This is a genomic window from Lacticaseibacillus pantheris DSM 15945 = JCM 12539 = NBRC 106106 (assembly GCF_001591865.1).
GTDB lineage: Bacteria > Bacillota > Bacilli > Lactobacillales > Lactobacillaceae > Lacticaseibacillus > Lacticaseibacillus pantheris.
In genome coordinates this window covers 1-19914 of the sequence record NZ_BCVS01000037.1, presented here as the reverse complement: position 1 = coordinate 19914, position 19914 = coordinate 1, and the positions used below count along the sequence as shown (strand labels likewise).

The following is a 19914-nucleotide window of genomic DNA, read 5'->3' as shown; positions in this document are numbered from 1 at the left end:
AAGCCGTAGTCCCAAAGGCCACCCGCGTGTTCGTCACCACCCAACCTTCGCCTACCTGAGCGGTAAGTCGACATTTTCGAACGTCAGCGGCACCAACCCTGTGATGGTGATGCCGACAAGCCGCAACGACGCGCTAGTGTCCGTTTCTTCATTATAAAGTGTCCACGCCGCATCCAGGATATCATCGGCATCCACAAAGTACCGCTCCCGTGTCATCCGCCGCGTTTGCGTGTTGAAGTCTACGTCGCGTACCTTCAAGACAACCGTCGTTCCGTGCCGCTGCTTCTTACGCAGCTCCGCACTAACTTTGCCAGCCAGCATCGTCAACTCCTGGCGGACGGCAGCCGAGCTTTGCAACGGCGGGTTGTAGGTCCGTTCCTTACCAATCGACTTACGTTCCTTAACCTCAATCGGGTGGTTATCAATGCCGCGAGCGTGTAACGCCAGCATGAACCCGGCCTTACCAAACTCACGCTGCAACATCCCCGGGTCGGCCGCCAATAAATCTGCGCCCGTCTCGATGCCCAGTGCTTGCAGCCGGGGGAGCGTCTTTTTGCCCACACCACGAAACTTGCCGATTGGCTGTGGTGCCAAAAATTCCTGCGCCATCCCCGGCGTCACCACCGTGCGCCCACCCGGCTTATTGAATTCCGAGGCCATTTTGGCCAAGAACCGGTTGTACGACACCCCAATAGCACACGTCAATCGCGTCTGCCGCTCAATGGTCTGCTGCAGCCACAAAGCCAGCGCGATGGTCGTGGGAAAATGCGTGTTGTTCGTCACGTCCAAATAGGCCTCGTCCAACGCAATTGGTTCGATGAGGTCCGTCACCTGGTGAAAAATATCGTGGATTTGGTCGGAAACGGCGTGATACTTTTCAAAGTCGGGGTCCTTAAATACCAACAAACGGCGTGGCACCTTGCGTACCGCCTCGATTGCGGGCATGGCCGAATTAACCCCATACTGTCGCGCCACGTAATTGGCGGTGGTAATCACCCCTTTGCCCCCGGTTTGCCGCGGGTCGTGGGCAATCACCAGCGCGCGGGTGCGCAAAGACGGGTCGTCACGCATCTCAATGGATGCATAGAAGGCGTCCATATCAACGTGAATAATTTTACGACTAGTATCATTAGGAATCTGCAACCGGAATAACGGTGTCAATACGGACGCCCCCTCTCTACCGAACATATTTTCGCACATGTCCAGCGTGGTGGCAATCGACTTTGCCGGTGCCCCATACCCCAACAACCCGGTCGATTCATAGCAAAGGCGCACCCCGAGTTATCGAGGTACGCCCAACCAAATCAGCACATTAGCGGCTGCGGGCTGATTCCCGCACCAGAATATCGTCAATCACTTGTTGCAATGACACACCAGCCATCGTCGACTCAGCCTGGCGTTGCACATCGTCGTAGATACCATTCAACGTATCCTGAATGTTGCCCCCAACAATACAACGCGGGTTCGTCTTGTCATCAACGTGCAGTAACCGCTGATTTCCTTCGATTGCCCGGTACACATCCAGCAACGAAATATCCGCGGCGGGTCGGGCCAGCCGGGGTGCGACGACCCCTGGGTGGGTCTCCAGCAAGCCTGCCTTAACCAAAGCAGCCATTAACCGCCGCACCAAGCTGGGATTGGACTCAATACTATTGGCAATTGCCGCGCTCGATAAGTCACCGTCCTGGTAAATCGATACGTAGGCCAGGATGTGCACCCCATCACTCAACTTGTGTGAATACTTCATTAGCTTAACCCCTAATAATAAATTTCTAACTAATCATAATATATCTTTGCCTAATCACCAACTACGTCGCGAATTGCGTCCTCAATTGGGGTGAGTTCGTGGCCCAGAACGTCCTGCAAATCCGTCGAATCAACGTCCAACTGACCGTCGCGAATGAGCGTCTGGAATGAGGTGATTAACTGTGCAGTCGGTTCATCAAGTCCGGCCTGCTGCAAGCCTGCACTGTAGGCTTCATCATCCACAGACAGAACGTCGAAGTCCCCCTGAGTTGCGTCGGCCAAATCTTTGTACGTCCGGGCTGGCCCCGCAAACTCATACTGTGTCCGTGGCTGGTCCATGGCCAACACGTCAGCCGCCGCCTCCGCGTACTCCCGCTCGAGCGCCCACCCGGCTTTGCCCGCTGCCGCCGAATAAACGAACGGCCGGCCAGCGTGCGCGTGCCGCAGCGTGCTACTCTCATTCTCCAAGTACCAGTTGTTGCGGAGGAAGGAATAGTCCAAGCCGGAGTCGCGGATGTAGTCTTCCGTGACGCGGTGATCCGCCGCCAACGCTGCAGTCGAGCGATCCGCCCGTGGGAAGCTCGTGTACGCCACAAAACTTACCCCTGCGGCCTTTGCCGCATCAATGACGTTACGGTGCTGCTGCTCGCGCGGAACCGGGCCGCCTGGCTGTGATGAAATGAGTAGCAGTCGGTCCACTCCCTGCAAAGAGGTGGTCAGCTGATCGACATCATCGTAATTACCCGGTCGTACCGTCACCCCGGCTGGCACCAGCTTCTTGGCCCGCTCCACGTTGCGCGCCAAAGCCACCACATTCTCGGACCCAACTAATTCCACCAACCGCTTGACCGCAGTCCGACCAAAGCGTCCCGTCACACCCGTTAATGCATAAGTAGTCATATTCGTACCTCCATATTTAGCCTAAGCTGTTACTTTAACTTTAACTTGCAATATTTATTGTAACAGGCTTTGCTATTCTGTCAACCGACAACGTAACGGACCGCCGCAGTTAACGGAGACTGCCAGAGTACATTTGCCCGTCTACCCGCCCGCAGCCAGCTTAACGGGGACAACAAAATAACCGTCACAACTGATCCGGCTAGCACTGCTAGCACGAAACGCTGCGACGGTAATTAAAGCTCAAATTGCGATGTGATTTGTGGCTGCTAGACCCGTTCACGGCTGTAGTGCCGCTCGCCCATGTGCAGGACCTGCGTGAGGCCAAAGGTCAGGACGAAGTAAATACATGCGGTCACAATCAACGGCAGGAACGCCTCAAACGACGCACCCTGCACCACGGAAGTCTGGAAGGTCAATTCCCCGACCCCGATGACGGACACCACGGACCCTTCCTTGATGACGGACACAAATTCGTTACCCAAAGCAGGCAGGATGGTGCGCAACGCCTGTGGCAACACCACCAACTGCATGGTCTGCCGGCCGGATAGACCCAGCGAGCGGGAGGCTTCACCCTGCCCCACTGGGACCGCGTTCAGACCCGACCGAATGATTTCGGCCACGTACGCTCCAGAGTTCAGGAACATGGCAATGGCACCCGAAACAAATCCCGATACGTTCAACCCAATAATTTGCGTACCAAAGTAGACGATGAACACCTGAATTAGTAACGGCGTTCCCCGCACAAATTCAATGTAGACGTTAGCAATCGCCTTGACGATCCATACCCGGGACCGCTTCATCATGGCCAACAGCGTACCGAGGACAAAGCCAACGGTCACCCCAATTACGGCCAACGCCAAAGTGTACTCGGTGCCCTTCACGAAGTACGGGGCGTACTTATGGAAGAAGGACTCTTTTTGCACCATCTGCTTCATGGCGGCGTTACGCCACTTGGTGATGGGTTTCCCAATGACCTCTTTGTGCAAAATCTGGTTCAGTTTAGCCTTGAGTACCGGCGAGTTCTTCGGCAGTACAATCGCGGACTCACCGCCACCCCCTGGTATCTTGACCGGAGCCGTCGCAAACTTATCCGACTCCAACTCGTAGGACTTAGCGGTCGTGGTCGGGACCACGATGCCGTCCAACTTACCCTGACTCAACTGCGCGGCCTCGTCGGTGACCTTCTTCAAGGACGTCACCGTGGCACCGTGCAAATACTTCTTGGCCTGGTCTTCCTGAATGGTGGTAATCTGCGCGCCAATCTTGGCACCCTGGAAGTCATTGAGGGATTGGTACTTCTTGGCGTCCTGCTTCTGTACCAACACCACGTTGGGGTCGTTGAAATATACGTCAGTAAAATCGACCTTCTTCTCCCGTTCCGCGGTTGGCGTAATTCCGGAGACCACGATGTCAACTTTGCCCGACTCCAGCGCGGACAGCAACGCGTCGTTACTCATTTCGACGAGCTTGAGCTTGACGCCCAGCCGCTTGGCTAGGAGCTTATCCATCGTGACATCGAAACCAACAATCTGGTCCTTGCCACCAGCCGTAGAGTGGAACTCGTACGGAGCGTAATCCGGCGATAGCCCGACACGCAGTACGCCCGACTGCTTGACTTTGGTCCAAGTACCATCAGTGGTCGCCGCGTGGGTCAACTGCCGGGGCATGATTGTGACCGCGCAGACTACCAGCGCGGCGGCAACAAGCCCATACACCCACGCTTTAACTTTATCCCACCGTTGCACTTGCATAGGCATCCCCCAATAGTTGTTTTCCCGCCGCCACTTGTTGGCGCACCGAGTCAAAGCCGGTGCCACCAAGTGACTGGCGGCGTTCAACGGCCGCCACCGGATCCAGGTCGTGGTAAACATCGTCGCCGATTAACGCGCTGGCAGATTGCAAAGTCGCCAGGGACATGTCCTGCAACGGCGTGTTGGTCTGAATACCCTGTAGCACCAGCTGCCCCACGATGGCGTGCGCCTGCCGGAACGGCAGGCCCTTGGCTGCGAGGTAGTCGGCCAACTCGGTCGCGTTACTGAAGTCAGCTTTGACCGCGTTGTGCATGTTGTCCGCCTTAATGTGCACGGTCGACAGCATCCCCGTCATCACGTGGAGTGAACCCATGATGGTCGTGGTGGCGTCAAAGACCCCTTCTTTGTCCTCCTGCATGTCCTTGTTGTAGGCCAGCGGCAGGCCCTTCATTACCGTCAGCAGTCCCGTGAGGTCACCGTATACACGGCCGACTTTGCCCCGAATCAACTCCGCGTAATCGGGATTCTTTTTCTGCGGCATGATCGACGATCCGGTCGCGTAGGCGTCATCCATTTCGATGTATTGGTATTCATAGCTGCTCCACAGCACAAGTTCCTCGCACAGGCGGGACAGGTGCATCATCAGCACGCTGGCGTTGGTAAGGTACTCGATGGCAAAGTCGCGGTCGGAAACGGCGTCCAGCGAATTGGTATACACCTGCTGAAAGCCAAGTAGGTCGGCCGTTTCCTGCCGGTCAATGGGAAAGGTGGTCCCGGCCAGCGCGGCGGCTCCAAGTGGTGAGATGCTGGTGTGCTGCATGTTGAAGTCAAAACGTTCCACGTCGCGTTGCAACATGTTGAAGTACGCCATAAAGTAGTGACCCAAAGAAATCGGTTGGGCGTGTTGCAGGTGCGTAGTCCCAGGCAGAATGGTCTCCACGTGCGTCTCCGCGAGGTTGAGGAGGACGGTCTGGAGCTTCTTCAAGGCGGCGGTTACCTCGGGTAGACGGTGCTGAACCCAGAGGTGAAAGTCAGTCGCCACCTGATCGTTACGGGAGCGGGCGGTGTGCAACTTACCGGCAACCGCACCAATTTTAGCCGTGAGGAGGGACTCAATATTCATGTGGATGTCTTCGTTTGCTACCGTGAACTCAAGTTGACCGGCCTGCAATTCGGCGTCGAGGTCCTGGAGGCCCTGCTTAATGGTTGCCGCCTCGTCTTTGGTCACGATGCCGGTGTCACCCAGCATCGTTACGTGGGCGATGGAGCCCTCGATGTCCTCGGCCGCCATAGCCTGATCAAAATCGATTGACGCGCCAAATTCCTGCGCAAATTCTGGGCTCACGGCGTTGAAACGTCCGCCCCACATCTTCTTAACTGCCATTATGGCGTCCTCCTCTGGTTCCCTATAATTTTGTGCGTAATCGCCGGTTACGGTTAAATTGCTCCGGTTATTGGGGGCACCCCGCGGCCGGCTACCAGCCTCACGCTCTCGCCGTGCCGGCTACCGCGAATCGGGGGGCCCGGGAAAACCGCCCGGTCTCCCCGATTTGATTCTGTACGGCGGCTTCGCCTTCTACAGAACTACGGGCTCGCAGCCGCCGCGGGGTGCCCCCAATAACCTCCACAATTTAACCGTAACCTACCAAGTTGTTTCGACGTTAATATGAAAGCCGCTGACATTCGTTGTCCAATCGGCGTACACCGAATACACCAGCAACCGCCGCGGGTCACCACCCAGCAACTTCCATAATCCAAACCACAACCACATAGAGTTGCCTGCACCATCTTCATGGCGTCTTACTCAATAATTTTAAACTTAATCATCAATTAACAATGGACAACGGGACCACTCAGCATCGTGGTCTGTACCCGATGCAAATAGCTACGCCATGACATTTAGTTGCCCTGCGATTTATCCGGGTTACCGTCCATCAAGCGCCAATAGCACAATCAAATTCCTAGTCAGGAAGCCGTACTGTCGGCGTGTGGTGTGGGGCCGAATGTGGAGGTAACTGGACGAGTTTTCGCACCCGGCCCGGTGGCGGTGTAGTTAAATGCGGAGGTATCTAGGCGGGGCATTTAGCTGCACCGCCGGCGTGCCCGGCCACGGACACCCGCCCAGTTACCGGAGCATTCGGCCCCGCACCATCCGCGCCAAGAGAACTACGCTTCCTGCGGCTTCTTGGCGGTTTTGCCGTTGACTTGGCTGTAAACGGTAGTTGGCAGGCTCCACAATTTGATGAAGCCAGCAGCCGCCTCTTGGTCAAAGGAATCGGCCGAAGTGTACGTAGCCAGATCCTCATCGTACAGCGAGTTACTTGACTTCCGGGCAACAGCCGTGGCGGTCCCCTTGTACAGCTTCATCTTGACGATACCGTTAACCACCTGCTGCGATTCGTCGATAAATGCGTTCAAAGCATCGCATAATGGTGAGAACCACAACCCGTTGTAAATCATGTTCGTCAATTGCTGTTCCACAATCGGCTTGAAGTGCGCCAGGTCACGTTCAAACGTCAGGTCTTCCAGATCCTTGTGCGCGGTCATAATCACCGCCGCGGCTGGTGCCTCGTAAATTTCACGGGACTTGATACCGACCAGACGGTTTTCAATGTGGTCAATCCGACCAATGCCATGGGCACCCGCAATACCGTTCAGCTTCAAGATCAATTGGTACAGCGGCAACTGTTCGCCGTTGATGGCTACCGGCAACCCTTTGTCAAAGGTCAATTCGAGGAATTCGGCCTCATCTGGTGCGTCTTCCGGCGCTACCGTCAGTTCGTACGCATCAGCTGGTGCCTGGTTCCACGGGTTTTCCAAAATACCGCATTCATTGGCGCGTCCCCAGAGGTTCTGGTCAATGGAGTATGGGGAGTCGAGGTTGATGGGCACCGGCACGTTGTGAGCCTTAGCGTAGTCAATTTCTTCTTCACGGGACCAGTGGAAGTCACGAATTGGGGCCTCAATGGCCATGTCTGGGTCCAACGCGTGGATGGCCGCCTCGAAGCGGACCTGGTCGTTACCCTTACCGGTCGAACCATGCGCGATAGCGGTAGCGCCAGTTTCGTGGGCAATATCAACCAGCTTTTTGATAATCAGCGGCCGGGACAAAGCTGAAACCAATGGGTACTCGCCTTCGTACAACGCGTTGGCCTTAATCACGGGTGCCACGTATTCATCGGCGAATTCGGCCATGCCATCAATGGCGTAACTTTCGATGGCCCCTACCTGCAAAGCCTTAGCCTTGATAAAGTCAATATCCTTGTCCATTTCGCCAACGTTCAAATTAACGGCGATGACTTCGTAACCCTTATCCTTCAACCATGGGATTGCGACGGACGTATCCAAACCACCGGAGTAAGCTAAAACGATTTTTTTCATGAGTAATACCTTCCTTTATTTGCGTGTATTTATTCATCAGATTGTGTATCCGGATGAGCTGATGTGAGTATCATAGCACGTTAAAATTGATAAATAAACACCTAAAATACATTTTTTTGCATTTTTCGGCTTTTTTATCGCATTTTATTGCATATTATTCAAATAAATGTATACTAGCATCATGAATACTAAGCGCATAAACATACGTTATTATCTGTCTACACGGGTAGGCCATCTACCTTTAATAGGTATTAGCATGTGTGGTTGCCATCAATCAAAGGAGAGTAGATATATATGTACAATCAATTTCAAAACCGCTCGTTTCTAGCCGAAAAAGACTTCACGGGGGCTGAGTTCTACACCCTGATTAAGTTTGCCGAACACCTCAAGGATTTGAAGGCCCATAACGTTGAGCATCATTACCTAGCTGGCAAGAACGTCGCCCTCCTCTTTGCCAAAACCTCCACGCGGACGCGTTCCGCATTTACCGTGGCGGCAACCGACCTGGGGGCCCACCCCGAATTTCTCGGGGCCAACGACATTCAATTGGGAAAGAAGGAGTCGCTAGCCGACACCGCCAAGATTCTTGGGAGTATGTACGATGGCATCGAGTACCGCGGCTTTGAACAAAGCACCGTTGACGCCCTCGCCCAGTATTCTGGCGTGCCCGTGTGGAACGGCCTGACCGACGATTGGCACCCCACACAAATGCTGGCCGACTTCATGACCATCGACGAAATTTTCGGCCACATCAAGGGGGTTACACTCACCTACCTGGGCGACGCCCGCAATAACGTTGCGAACTCGCTACTGGTAACCGGCGCCATGCTTGGGGCCAACATCCACCTCGTGGGTCCAAAGTCACTGCAGCCATCCGCGGCAGTACAGAAAATCGCCCAAAACTTTGCCGCACAGTCTGGCAGTCAGCTACTCATCACCGATGACCTCCAGGAGGGACTGGAGGGGAGCGATGTCCTCTACACCGATATTTGGGCGTCCATGGGTGAAGAAGACCAGTGGGCCGCGCGCATCAAACTGTTGCAACCCTACCAGCTCAATATGGCCGCGGTGCAGGCCACGCATAACCCCAACACCATCGTTATGCACGACTTGCCTGCCTTTCACGACCTGAACACCACCATGGGACAGCAAATTCACGATCAGTTCGGCCTCGATGAACTCGAAATTACCGATGAAGTGTTTAACGCCCCCTTTGCCCACCAGTTCCAACAAGCGGCCAACCGGATGCACACCATCAAAGCCGTAATGGCCGCGACCCTCGGGCACCCGTTTATCCCCACTACCATCGATCCCGCATAGGAGGTGCCTCACATGCAACGTTTTCTCGTTCTCGCCAACGGATCAGTCTATCCTGGCACCGCGTTTGGTAGTACCCAACCCGTCACCGGTGAAATCGTCTTTACCACCGGTATGACCGGCTACCAGGAAGCCATCACCGACGCCTCGTACCACCACCAAATTCTGACGTTCACGTACCCCCTCATCGGTAATTACGGCATTAATAACCACGACGACGAAGCGAACGGACCACAGGCCAGCGCTATTGTCGTGCATGAAGTCGCGCGCCACCCCAGAAATTGGCGCTGCGACCTGAGCCTCACCGACTGGGCAACAGCCAACAATCTGCCCGGAATCACGGGGGTGGATACCCGCGCCCTCACCCGGGAAATCCGTGAGGTGGGCGTCATGAACGCCGCCCTCGTGGACGAGGTTACGCCGGCCGTAATTGATAGCCTGCAAACGCCCGTGCCGGTCACGCAGCCGCAGACCGTCCCGACCATCACCACCAGTGCTGACGCGAGCCAATACCGCGTTGGTGTAATCGACTTTGGTTTGAAACGGTCGATTCTGCGCGCCCTGCATGAACGTGGCGTGCAGACCGTCACCTTCCCGCCGACAACCAGCGCCGCGGCCATCATGGCCAGCGGCGTGGACGGCGTCCTGCTGTCGAACGGCCCTGGGAACCCCACCGACCATGCGGACGTTCTGCCCACCATTCGACAACTGCAAACCCTACTACCGCTCATGGCCATTTGCCTGGGTCACCAACTGTTTGCCCTCGCCAACGGTGCCACCACTTTCAAGCTCAAGTTCGGCCACCGTGGATTTAACCACGCGGTGCGCGACCTCCAGCGCGGCACCACCGCGTTTACTTCACAAAACCACGGCTACGCGGTTGACCCGCAATCACTGGCCGGTACCCAACTGACAGTGACGCACGTGGAGATTACGGACCACACCGTCGAGGGGCTGCGGTTGCAGGACCACGATGCCTTTTCCGTCCAGTTCCATCCGGACGCCACTCCAGGCCCGCACGACTACACGTACTTATTTGACGACTTCATCGCGACCATCGCCGCGCACCACCAACCACAGGAGGCGTACCATGCCCAAGCGCAATGATATCCACAAAATTTTGATTATCGGCTCCGGACCCATTATTATCGGCCAGGCCGCCGAGTTTGATTATTCCGGGTCGCAGGCAGCCATCTCCCTGCGCGAAGAGGGCTATAACGTCGTGCTCGTGAACTCCAACCCGGCAACCATCATGACGGACACCGAAATGGCGGACAAAGTATACATCGAACCGTTGACGCTTACGGGCCTCAAGCCCATCTTGCGGGCCGAACACCCGGACGCCATCCTGCCAACTTTGGGTGGCCAAACCGGGTTGAACCTCGCCCGCGAGTTGGTGGGTGACGGTATCCTGGACGAACTGCATATCGAGTTGCTGGGCACCAAAATGGACGCGATTGCCACCGCGGAGGACCGGGAACTATTCAAAGAACTCATGGCGCAGCTGCACGAGCCGGTGCCCGCATCGTTAACAGTCACCACGGTCGCCGACGCCCTCGCATTCGGCGATGCGACCGGCTACCCAGTGATTGTGCGCCCGGCTTACACCATGGGCGGTACTGGTGGCGGCATTGCCCACACCCACGACGAGCTCGAACAAATTGCCACCACTGGGCTTGATCTCAGTCCCGTAACCCAAGTGTTAATTGAAAAATCAATTGCGGGCTACAAAGAAATTGAGTTTGAGGTCATGCGGGATGCGGCCGATAACGCGCTGGTCGTGTGCTCCATGGAAAACGTCGACCCCGTGGGGATCCACACCGGTGATTCCATCGTGGTCGCCCCCACACAAACTTTATCCGACCAGGAATACCAAATGATGCGTGACGTCGCGCTGAAAATCATTCGCGCGTTGAAGATTGAGGGCGGCTGTAACGTCCAGATGGCGCTGGATCCCCACAGCTTCCACTACGACATCATCGAGGTGAACCCACGGGTATCACGGTCGTCCGCCCTGGCTTCCAAAGCTACCGGCTACCCCATCGCCAAAATGGCCGCCAAAATTGCGGTGGGCCTCCACCTCGACGAGATCATGAACCCCGTCACGGGCACCACGACAGCGGAGTTCGAACCCGCTTTGGATTACGCCGTCGTCAAAATTCCGCGGTGGCCGTTCGATAAATTCGCCACCGCTGACCGCACGTTGGGCACCCAAATGAAGGCCACCGGCGAAGTCATGGCGATTGGCCGCAACATCGAGGAAGCGATGAACAAGGCCGTTCGGTCACTCGAAATCGGTGTCACCGGGCTAAGCGACCTGCGCTACGCCGACATGTCGACCGATGCACTGCTGGACGCCTTGATGCCAGCGTGCGATGACCGCATTTTCATGCTGACCGAACTATTACGGCGCGGTTGCACGTTGGCGCAACTCAACGCGCGGACCGGAATCGACCAATTCTTCCTGGATAAGCTGTTGCACATTACTGAGATTGAGAGTGATTTAGCGGACCAGCCTATGTCCCCTGAACTCCTGACGACAGCCAAGCAAAACGGCTTTGCGGACGTCACCATCGCGCGGCTCGCGGGCACCACCACGGACGCGGTCCACTCTGCGCGGACGCAGGCGGACATCCAGCCGGTTTATAAGATGGTGGACACGGTCGCGGCGGAGTTCGCCTCCAAAACCCCATACTTTTACTCCACCTATGATTACAGTAACGAGTCGGAACCATTGGCACAGGAATCGGTTCTGGTGCTGGGTTCCGGCCCCATCCGCATCGGTCAGGGGGTGGAGTTCGACTACGCCACGGTGCACGCCGCGGAAACGATCCGCAAAGCCGGTTACGCGGCGATTATCATCAACTCCAACCCCGAAACGGTGTCCACCGATTTCTCGGTGTCGGACAAGTTGTACTTTGAGCCCCTCACCTTTGAGGACGTAATGAACGTCATTGAACTGGAGCACCCCATCGGCGTCGTCGTCCAGTTTGGTGGACAGACCGCCATCAACCTTGCACAGTCACTGCACGATGCCGGCGTGAACATCCTCGGCACCACGCTGACCGACCTCAACCGTGCGGAGGACCGGGAGGAGTTCAACCAGGTCATCCAGCGGCTACACCTCCCACAGCCGGCCGGCAAGACGGCGATGACCACAACGGAGGCCATCGATGCTGCCAACACTTTGGGCTACCCCGTACTGATTCGGCCGTCATACGTACTCGGGGGCCGGGGGATGGAAGTCGTCCATTCGGAGGCCGAACTCCGTGACTACATCGACCGCGCCGTGAAGATATCGAACCACCACCCCGTGCTGATCGACTCCTACCTCCAGGGGCAGGAGGCCGAGCTGGACCTCATCAGTGACGGAGAAACGGTCATCATCCCGGGCATCATGCAGCACATCGAGCGCGCGGGAATCCACTCGGGCGACTCGATGGCAGTATACCCGCCGCAAAGTTTGAGTAGTAGCGTGCAGGAAGCCATGGTCAACGACGCCACGGAACTCGCCCACGCGCTGGGCACGGTTGGCATCATGAACGTCCAGTTCGTGATCCACAAGGATACCCCCTACGTGATTGAGGTTAACCCCCGTGCATCGCGGACGGTACCGTTTATCTCCAAAGTAGCCCACGTACCCATGACGCAACTCGCCACGCGGGCCATGCTGGGCGAAAGCCTGGCGGCACTCGGCTATCACAGCGGCTTGGTCAAGCCGGACACTGCCATCCACGTGAAGGCACCAGTGTTCTCGTTCACGAAGTTGCCCGGAGTCGACCCGCTAGTCGGCCCGGAAATGAAGTCCACCGGTGAAGTGATGGGCAGTGCGTCCAGCTTCCCGGAGGCCATCGCCAAGGCCTTTGCCGGCGCCAAGCTCACCGTGCCACCAACCGGAACGGTTCTGCTCAATAGCGATCCCCGCCAGTACCAAGAGCTCGCCCCACTGGCGCAATCCTTGCTGGGGATGCATTACACCGTGACGGCGGATCCAGCGACGGCCGCTGGTTTAACTCAAAGTGGCGTTCCGGTGACCGCGGTGGCCAACCCCACCGCGACTTTGGGTAGCACCACCGCCTTGGTCGTCAGCACCGCACCGGTGACGGACGCAGCCGCGGTCGCGCTCCGTGCCCACACGTTGGGGCAACAGCTACCGCTCATGACGGCGCTGGACACGTTGCACGCCTGGATTATGGCACACGCGCACGTAGAGGTGTAAACGTAAATAGTCGGCTTCAACCGTGAATGCAACCACGAGTTGAGGCCGATTTTTGTGTATATTGACATTAGTGGGTAAGCGCTTTATTCTGAATATGTAATTACATATTATAAAGGGGCGAAAACTGATGACTAAATATACGCTTGATGATTTTGCACGCATGATTGACCACACGAACCTGCACGCAGACGCCACCCGTGCGGACATGATCAAGTTATGTGCCGAGGCTAAGGAGTACCACTTCAAAATGGTCGCCATTAACCAGGTACAATCCGCGCTTTGTGCCAAGCAGTTGCGGGGCACCGATATTGACACGGGGGCGGCCATTGCCTTTCCACTGGGCCAAACCAGTATTGCGGCCAAAGTCTTCGAGGCCCAGGATGCGATGGCCCACGGCGCAAACGAAATTGACTACGTTCTGAACATCACGGCCCTGAAAGACGGCGACGATAACTATATTGAGGACGAAATGACGGCAATGGTGCGGGCGTGCCACGAACACGAGGTGCCATGCAAAGTCATCTTTGAAAACTGCTACCTCACAAAGGACGAGATTCGGCGCGCAGCAACGATTGCGGGGCGGGTACGGCCGGACTTCATCAAGACCTCCACGGGTTTTGGAACCGGCGGCGCGACGGTCGAGGATGTCCGCCTGATGAAGTCCACGGTGGGTGACGCCGTGCAGGTCAAAGCCGCAGGTGGTATTCGCAATTCCGACGACTTCCTCGCCATGATCCGCGCGGGGGCTACGCGGATTGGAACTAGTGCGGGCGTGCACATCATCAATGCGCTCCGCGACCGCATGCTCACCGACCACGTCACCACCATCAGCCTTGAACAAGACTGATGGTGGTGCTGGGAGGGAGAGTTGACTGACTACGCCTTGGTGGGACATTCCACGGTGACCGCTGCTAGGGCGAAACCTCCAACCGCAAATAACGCGGTTTCCGGTGCGAATTAAAGCCTGCCGACAAAAAGCGTCGTCAGTCTTTAATCTCGTCGCGCTGTACGTCGCCCTTGGCTCCTACAGCGGTACCCCCTAACAGCGGTCACCGTTCCAGTCCCAGTCAGCTCCGTCAGCCAACTCTCCCTCCCGGCACTCGCCACATCGTAATTGAAGCGGTCTGGTGTAATTCAAAACTAGGTTAGTTGGCGCGGGGTGACGTAGGTAGCTAGCGTTGAATCCCTGGCGGCTGCAGGCCCGTAGTTCTGTTGGAGCGTAGCGACGTACAGAATCAAATGGTGGAAATCGAGCCGTTTTTGCTCGAGTTCCACCATTCGCGGGAGGCCGGTACGGCCGGAGCGTGAGGCTCGTAGCTCCGGCCAGGGATTCAACGCTAGCTACCGGAGTCACCCCACGCCAACTAACCGAGGGAATTCCACCAAAGGCGCAGTCTGCCAACCGACTCACCCAGCACAACACACCACCCATGCTATACTGGTAGGCAAAGAACCACGGAGGTATAGCTTTGACACAACCGAAATACCAGGTAATTGAGCAAACACTGCGCGCCCGCATCACCGACGGCACCTATCCCGAAGGTAGCATCATCCCCAAAGAGGTCGACCTCGCCGCCGAGTTTGCCGTGAGTCGGCCCACCATCCGCCAGGCAATCCGGATTTTGGTCAACCAAGGATTACTGGAACGGAAACAACACCGCGGTACCCTCGTCCGGCAAAGTAAGATTGCCCAACAATTCACCCATGTCATTCAAAGCTATAACCAAGAAATCGCCGCCAACGGTCGCTGTAGCCGAACCGATGTGCTCGGGCTCTACACCCAACTGGCAACGCCCGAAGTGCAACAGGCCCTGCACCTACCGGATGATGCCCAAGTGTACCGCCTCGTGCGCCTCCGTTTTGCCGACGATGAGCCCGTCGTTCTGGTGACCTCGTACCTACCAGTGACACCTTTGCCCGGACTCGACCAGGTCGACTTTGCCCGCCAGTCACTCTACACCGAGCTAGAACACCGCCACCTCGGTATTACCAGCGTGAACCGCAAACTCGAAGTGGTCGCCGCCGATCCCGATACGGCTGCCAGCCTCCAAGTCGCGCCCGGCAGCCCTACATTTTACTTCCACACGCTGGGTCAGGTCAGCGACGGGCGTGTCCTTGAGTACTCCATCGCCCAATATCGCGGTGACAACAACTACTTTACTTTCAACATTGCGCGTACATAATGCGGCAACACGAAGGCCGTCCCCATTGCTGGAGACGGCCATCTTTGTGTTGCTAAATATTCACACGTCCGCGATAACGCGCGGCCGCAAAGTTGTACAGCGGGGTGTTCAACGGCACGAACTCCACCGCCTCCTTGAACGGTACCGACAACATCGCGTCGTCCGCGCCCTGCGCGAGCTTGACCGCCCACGTGGGATCGTACAAAAGTTGCTGGCCGACCGCCACCATCTCGGCATCCTGCAGCACGTTGTTCACGTCCTGCCGGGTGCGGACTCCGCCAACACCAATCAGCGGTAGCTTACCCTGCAACGCCTCGTGCACGTACGCGATAATTGGCCGGTCCTGATAGTCATCACTGCGCGCCACCCGGTCGTAACTGTTCAACGAGATGTGCACGTAATCCAGCCGGCTATCCCGCAGCTGGCCCAACAACCACAGCGTGTCATCAAATCGAATCCCTGGTTCCTCAAATTCCTCTGGAGAAACCCGGTAGCCCACCACGAACGATCGATCGGCGTACTGGTCAACCGCGGCAAAGACGCTGTCGAGCACCTCACCGATAAAACGGTACCGACCCGACACATCGCCACCATATTCGTCCGTACGGCGGTTGGAATGCGGTGAGAAGAACTGTTGCAACAAGTACGTATTGGCACCGTGTAGCTCGACACCGTCAAAGCCGGCCTGGATGGCGCGGCGAGTCGCATCGCCAAATGCTCGCACCGTAGCGTGGATCTCCGCAATGGTCATGGCCCGCGGCGTCTCCGCCCCCGGACGCGGCGCCGCAACGGCACTAGCCGACACGGTTTGTTCACCGGACAAAGTGGCCCTGTTGGTCATCCTACCCGCGTGGAATATCTGCACGAACGCCTTCGTGCCCCGCGCGTGGATAGCGCTCGCTAACTCAGTAAGTTCTGGAATCATAGTGTCATGGGCAATAGATAATTCGCCCTGCCAACCCTTACCACCATCCTGCACGTTCGCCGCGCCGGTAATGATGGCCCCAAGACCCGTGGCCCGGTCAGCATAATACTCGATCTCGCCGCGCGTCACGGTGCCATTAAAGAAGCTTTGTTCCGTCGTCATGGGCGACATCACCAAACGATTACGCAAAGTTACACCAGACTTCAACTCAATACTGTCATCAAAATTAGTCAACCTGTACTCCCTTCAGTGCCCGTACCGCCGCAATCCCGACACCATGTGCTGATTGCGGGTTCTGTCCCGTAATCAGCTGTCCATCAACCACGACGTTCTCGGTATAGGCGTCCGCCTTCGTGTAAACGGCTCCGGCGTCTTTGAGGGCGTCTTCAGCTAAGAATGGCACGGCGTCAGTCAACTGGTTGAGGGCCTCTTCCTCGTTGGTAAAACCAGTGAGGTGCTTACCCACAATCAAGTTGTCACCGTCAGCGTCCTTAATTGCCAGCAAGCCCACCACACCATGGCAGACGGCAGTAACCAAACCACCACGCTTGTAGATGGATTGAGCAATTGCGGCCACCGCCGTGCTTTGCGGAAAGTCCCACATCACACCGTGGCCGCCAGCATAGTAGATTAGGTCGTAGTCGTCGGGATTAACCTGATCCGGCCGCAGGGAACGTGCCAACGCGCGTTCGCGGTAATCATTGTCCCCATAGAATTGCCAATTCGTATCGTCCATAGCGTCAGTTGCCAACGAACCAGGATCGAGCGGCACGTAACCACCGTTAGGACTCATATAGTCCACATCAATACCATTGTCCGACATAACGGCGTGGAAGTGGGTCGCCTCACTCAACCATACCCCGGTGGCCCGGTTAATCCCCTCAAACCGTGCCGTATTAGTCACAACAATCAAAGCTTTTGTCATCACTCAAACCCCTTTTTACGTTAGTATTTGTTAACACATATTCGAGTATGACTGCATACTAAAAGTAAGTCAAATGTATAAACTCGGCAAAACGCATAACAGCGGCATTTGCGTAGCAATTCTTTTTACACACCATTACCATTCCATATTGGCATTTCAAAAAAGTCGCTAGGTTTAAAACGGATGGTGCAGACCAAACGGCACTACAAAAAGGGTGCCACGTCTCAACGTAGCACCCATTCATCCATATTTTCAATTAATCGTTCGCCGAACCATCCCAGCTCCAACTGTCGCCGTACTTCGCCAGCAGGTCATCCGAGGCAGATGGCCCCATGGAACCAGACTCGTAAGTTGGCATGTCCGGACTGGCATCCCACGCTTCACGAATCTTGTCCACGTACTGCCAGGTAGCCTTGAGTTCATGCCAGCGCGTAAAGTTGGTTTGGTTGCCCGCCAAGGCATCCTGAATCAGGTGCTCGTAGGCCTCCGGTGCGTTGGCAATCTCGTTGGCGGTGTGACGGAAGTTCAACGGGAACTGCCCCACGTGGTAATCCTGGCCTAACTGCTTGCTGTTGACCACCAGTCGGTACCCCTCCTCGGGCTCGACAAAGATGGTCAAGGAGTTGCCGCTCAAATCTGGGCAACCCACCGGCGCAAAGATGTTGTGCTCAGTCGGCTTGAAGTTCACCGTAATCTGCGTGGACTTGCGCGTCATGTGCTTCCCGGTCCGCACGTAGAACGGTACGCCGGTCCACGCGGAGTCGGTCAGCTCAATCCGCCCGGCCACGAAGGTCTCCGTCTTTGAGTCAGCCGCCACGCCGTCCTCCTGCACGTAGTCGCGCTGGTCGGGCGTATCGCCAACATACTGGCCGCGTACAAAGTTGTCTGCTGCCTGCGCAGTCGTCAACGGCTTCAGCGATTCCAGAATACTCCGCTTTGCTTGGTGCACCGCTGCGGGGGTCAACGATTCTGGTTCGGGCATTGCCACGTAAGCGATGAGCTGCATGATGTGGTTTTGCACCATATCGCGTAGCGCCCCGGCCGTTTCGTAGTAGCCCGCTCGTTCTTCAACCCCAACGGCTTCGGCGAGCGTAATCTGAACGTTATCCACGTAGTCGCGGTTCCAAATTGGCTTAAATACGGGGTTACCAAAGCGAATGGCCATCAACGACTGCACCATTTCTTTGCCTAAATAGTGGTCAATCCGGTAAATCTGGTCCTCATCGAACGCAGAATTGATCGAATCGTTCAATTCCTTGGCGCTATCAAAATCGTGGCCAAACGGCTTCTCGATCACGAGTCGGTTGTAGCCGCTCGCAGACAACAATTGCTCCGACCGGATGTGGCTGGCAATAATGCCGAAGAACTGTGGTGCCATCGCCATGTAGAACAACCGGTTCCCGCCAGCGCTGTACTTGTCGTCGAGCTGGGCCGACAGCTTACGGAGCGTGACGTAGTGGTCGGCATCAGTGACGTCATGACTTTGGTAGTAGAAGTGGCTGGCAAAGGCGTGTACCGAATCGGACACGGCCCCGGCTTCGCCTTCAAGGCTGGTCGCGATGACGTCACGGTAGTACTCGTTAGTCCACGGACGCCGTGCGGTGCCAATGACAGCAAAGTGGTCGTGCAGAATGCCGTGCCGGTACAGTTGGAATAATGCCGGGTACAGCTTGCGCCGCGCCAAGTCGCCGGAACCACCAAAAATTGTAATTACACTTGCTTGTTCTTGAGTCATTATGCATGCCCTTCCTAAGTCGCGTTACTTGTTAGCTGCAATAATCTCTGGGCTGGTAATAAAGATGCCCTGTGCAAATTCAGACTTGACCATCACCACTTTGCCCGTACGGGACACCCGAAGCGTGATGCCGCCGTTACTATTGTCGACGGCCAGTACTTCGTCATTCAGCTTGATGTCAATCACGCTGAGAAAGTCGAGGAGGTTGGACTCGTCCATTACGCGTTCAACCGTGGCTTTTGCTCCCGGCTGCAGGTCGGCCAGCGGGGTCGTACTTTGGTGTACATAATTCCCGTTGGCATCCGGAATCACGCCACCATGCGGGCAGGTCTTCGGTCGCTTGAGGAAATAATCCAAGCGGTTAGCCATATCGTCCGTCGTGGCGTGCTCCAGTAATTCAGCCTCGCTATGCAGTGCGTCATACGGATAAAGTAGCTGGGTCATCAGGAACACTTCCCAAAGGCGGTGGTTACGCACCAACTTTGCTGCCGCCAGCCGACCGCTATCAGTCAGCTGAATGCCGTGATACGGTGTGTGGGTGACGAGCCGAGCTTCTTCCAACTTGTCCACCATCTCCGTCACGGACGCCGCAGCCACGCCAATGGCCGCCCCCACCTGCTTGTTGGCGACTTTGTGTTCGTCGCCACCCAGCTCGAGAATGATCTTTAAATAGTCTTCTTTGTTCGGTGTCATGCCCTGTCTATCTCCATTTTTATCCATAGTCCCATTATGCACGAATTGTAAGAAAAAGACACGTTTTGCGCTCGATTTATGGCACGTAATTCGTCCGGTCGTGGCGGTGGCGGTTCTGGCCGGTGGGGGTGCCGTGGGG

Annotated in this window: 15 protein-coding genes; 5 read left to right on the top strand and 10 right to left on the bottom strand. The window is 56.3% G+C overall.

The genetic code is table 11. The features are described from left to right. Window positions 1-51: 51 nt before the first annotated feature. From dinB to LPA02S_RS05590, 6 genes are all read right to left on the bottom strand, one after another. On the bottom strand, window positions 52-1188 hold the full coding sequence (gene dinB / locus LPA02S_RS05615; protein ID WP_056957040.1) for a DNA polymerase IV: 1137 nt from the start codon (window positions 1186-1188) through the stop codon (window positions 52-54). Window positions 1189-1312: 124 nt separating this feature from the next. After that, a complete protein-coding gene (locus tag LPA02S_RS05610) occupies window positions 1313-1747 on the bottom strand; it encodes an Rrf2 family transcriptional regulator (RefSeq protein WP_054650523.1) in 435 nt (144 codons plus the stop codon). Window positions 1748-1797: 50 nt separating this feature from the next. Then, window positions 1798-2646 carry an NAD(P)H-binding protein gene (locus LPA02S_RS05605; RefSeq protein ID WP_054650521.1) on the bottom strand — a complete coding sequence of 283 codons (849 nt, stop codon included), beginning with the start codon at window positions 2644-2646 and terminating at the stop codon, window positions 1798-1800. A 266-nt stretch (window positions 2647-2912) separates the two neighbouring features. Then, a complete protein-coding gene (locus LPA02S_RS05600) occupies window positions 2913-4397 on the bottom strand; it encodes an ABC transporter substrate-binding protein/permease (protein ID WP_054650519.1) in 1485 nt (494 codons plus the stop codon). Continuing rightward, window positions 4375-5781: an argininosuccinate lyase gene (gene argH / locus LPA02S_RS05595; RefSeq protein ID WP_056957025.1), complete on the bottom strand. Its 1407-nt coding sequence runs from the start codon at window positions 5779-5781 to the stop codon at window positions 4375-4377. The genes LPA02S_RS05600 and argH overlap by 23 nt, the downstream gene beginning before the upstream one ends. Window positions 5782-6563: 782 nt before the next feature. Beyond that, window positions 6564-7778 (bottom strand): argininosuccinate synthase, encoded by a 1215-nt coding sequence (locus tag LPA02S_RS05590; RefSeq protein ID WP_056957026.1) that lies wholly within the window; start codon window positions 7776-7778, stop codon window positions 6564-6566. A 294-nt stretch (window positions 7779-8072) separates the two neighbouring features. On the opposite strand from LPA02S_RS05590, the gene argF reads away from it, so the two are divergent. The 5 genes from argF (at window position 8073) to LPA02S_RS05565 (ending at window position 15497) form a co-directional block, all read left to right on the top strand. Then, window positions 8073-9098: an ornithine carbamoyltransferase gene (argF, locus tag LPA02S_RS05585; RefSeq protein WP_056957027.1), complete on the top strand. Its 1026-nt coding sequence runs from the start codon at window positions 8073-8075 to the stop codon at window positions 9096-9098. Between the two features lie 12 nt (window positions 9099-9110). Beyond that, a complete protein-coding gene (locus LPA02S_RS05580; RefSeq protein ID WP_056957028.1) occupies window positions 9111-10202 on the top strand; it encodes a carbamoyl phosphate synthase small subunit in 1092 nt (363 codons plus the stop codon). Next, on the top strand, window positions 10186-13314 hold the full coding sequence (gene carB / locus LPA02S_RS05575; protein ID WP_056957029.1) for a carbamoyl-phosphate synthase large subunit: 3129 nt from the start codon (window positions 10186-10188) through the stop codon (window positions 13312-13314). The genes LPA02S_RS05580 and carB overlap by 17 nt, the downstream gene beginning before the upstream one ends. A 127-nt stretch (window positions 13315-13441) precedes the next feature. Then, entirely contained in the window at window positions 13442-14161 is a 720-nt protein-coding gene (deoC, locus tag LPA02S_RS05570) for a deoxyribose-phosphate aldolase (protein ID WP_054650514.1), read from the top strand. Between the two features lie 622 nt (window positions 14162-14783). Further along, window positions 14784-15497: a GntR family transcriptional regulator gene (locus LPA02S_RS05565; protein ID WP_056957030.1), complete on the top strand. Its 714-nt coding sequence runs from the start codon at window positions 14784-14786 to the stop codon at window positions 15495-15497. Between the two features lie 52 nt (window positions 15498-15549). On the opposite strand, the gene LPA02S_RS05560 is transcribed toward LPA02S_RS05565, so the two are convergent. The 4 genes from LPA02S_RS05560 to LPA02S_RS05545 form a co-directional block, all read right to left on the bottom strand. Beyond that, window positions 15550-16656, bottom strand: coding sequence for an NADH-dependent flavin oxidoreductase (locus LPA02S_RS05560; RefSeq protein ID WP_054650512.1), 1107 nt, complete (start codon window positions 16654-16656; stop codon window positions 15550-15552). After that, window positions 16649-17347 (bottom strand): type 1 glutamine amidotransferase domain-containing protein, encoded by a 699-nt coding sequence (locus LPA02S_RS05555; protein ID WP_054650510.1) that lies wholly within the window; start codon window positions 17345-17347, stop codon window positions 16649-16651. The genes LPA02S_RS05560 and LPA02S_RS05555 overlap by 8 nt, the downstream gene beginning before the upstream one ends. Before the next feature lie 256 nt (window positions 17348-17603). Next, window positions 17604-19082: a glucose-6-phosphate dehydrogenase gene (gene zwf / locus LPA02S_RS05550; protein WP_056957031.1), complete on the bottom strand. Its 1479-nt coding sequence runs from the start codon at window positions 19080-19082 to the stop codon at window positions 17604-17606. Window positions 19083-19106: 24 nt separating this feature from the next. Continuing rightward, window positions 19107-19775, bottom strand: coding sequence for a metal-dependent transcriptional regulator (locus tag LPA02S_RS05545; protein ID WP_056957032.1), 669 nt, complete (start codon window positions 19773-19775; stop codon window positions 19107-19109). Between the last annotated feature and the right edge of the window lie 139 nt (window positions 19776-19914).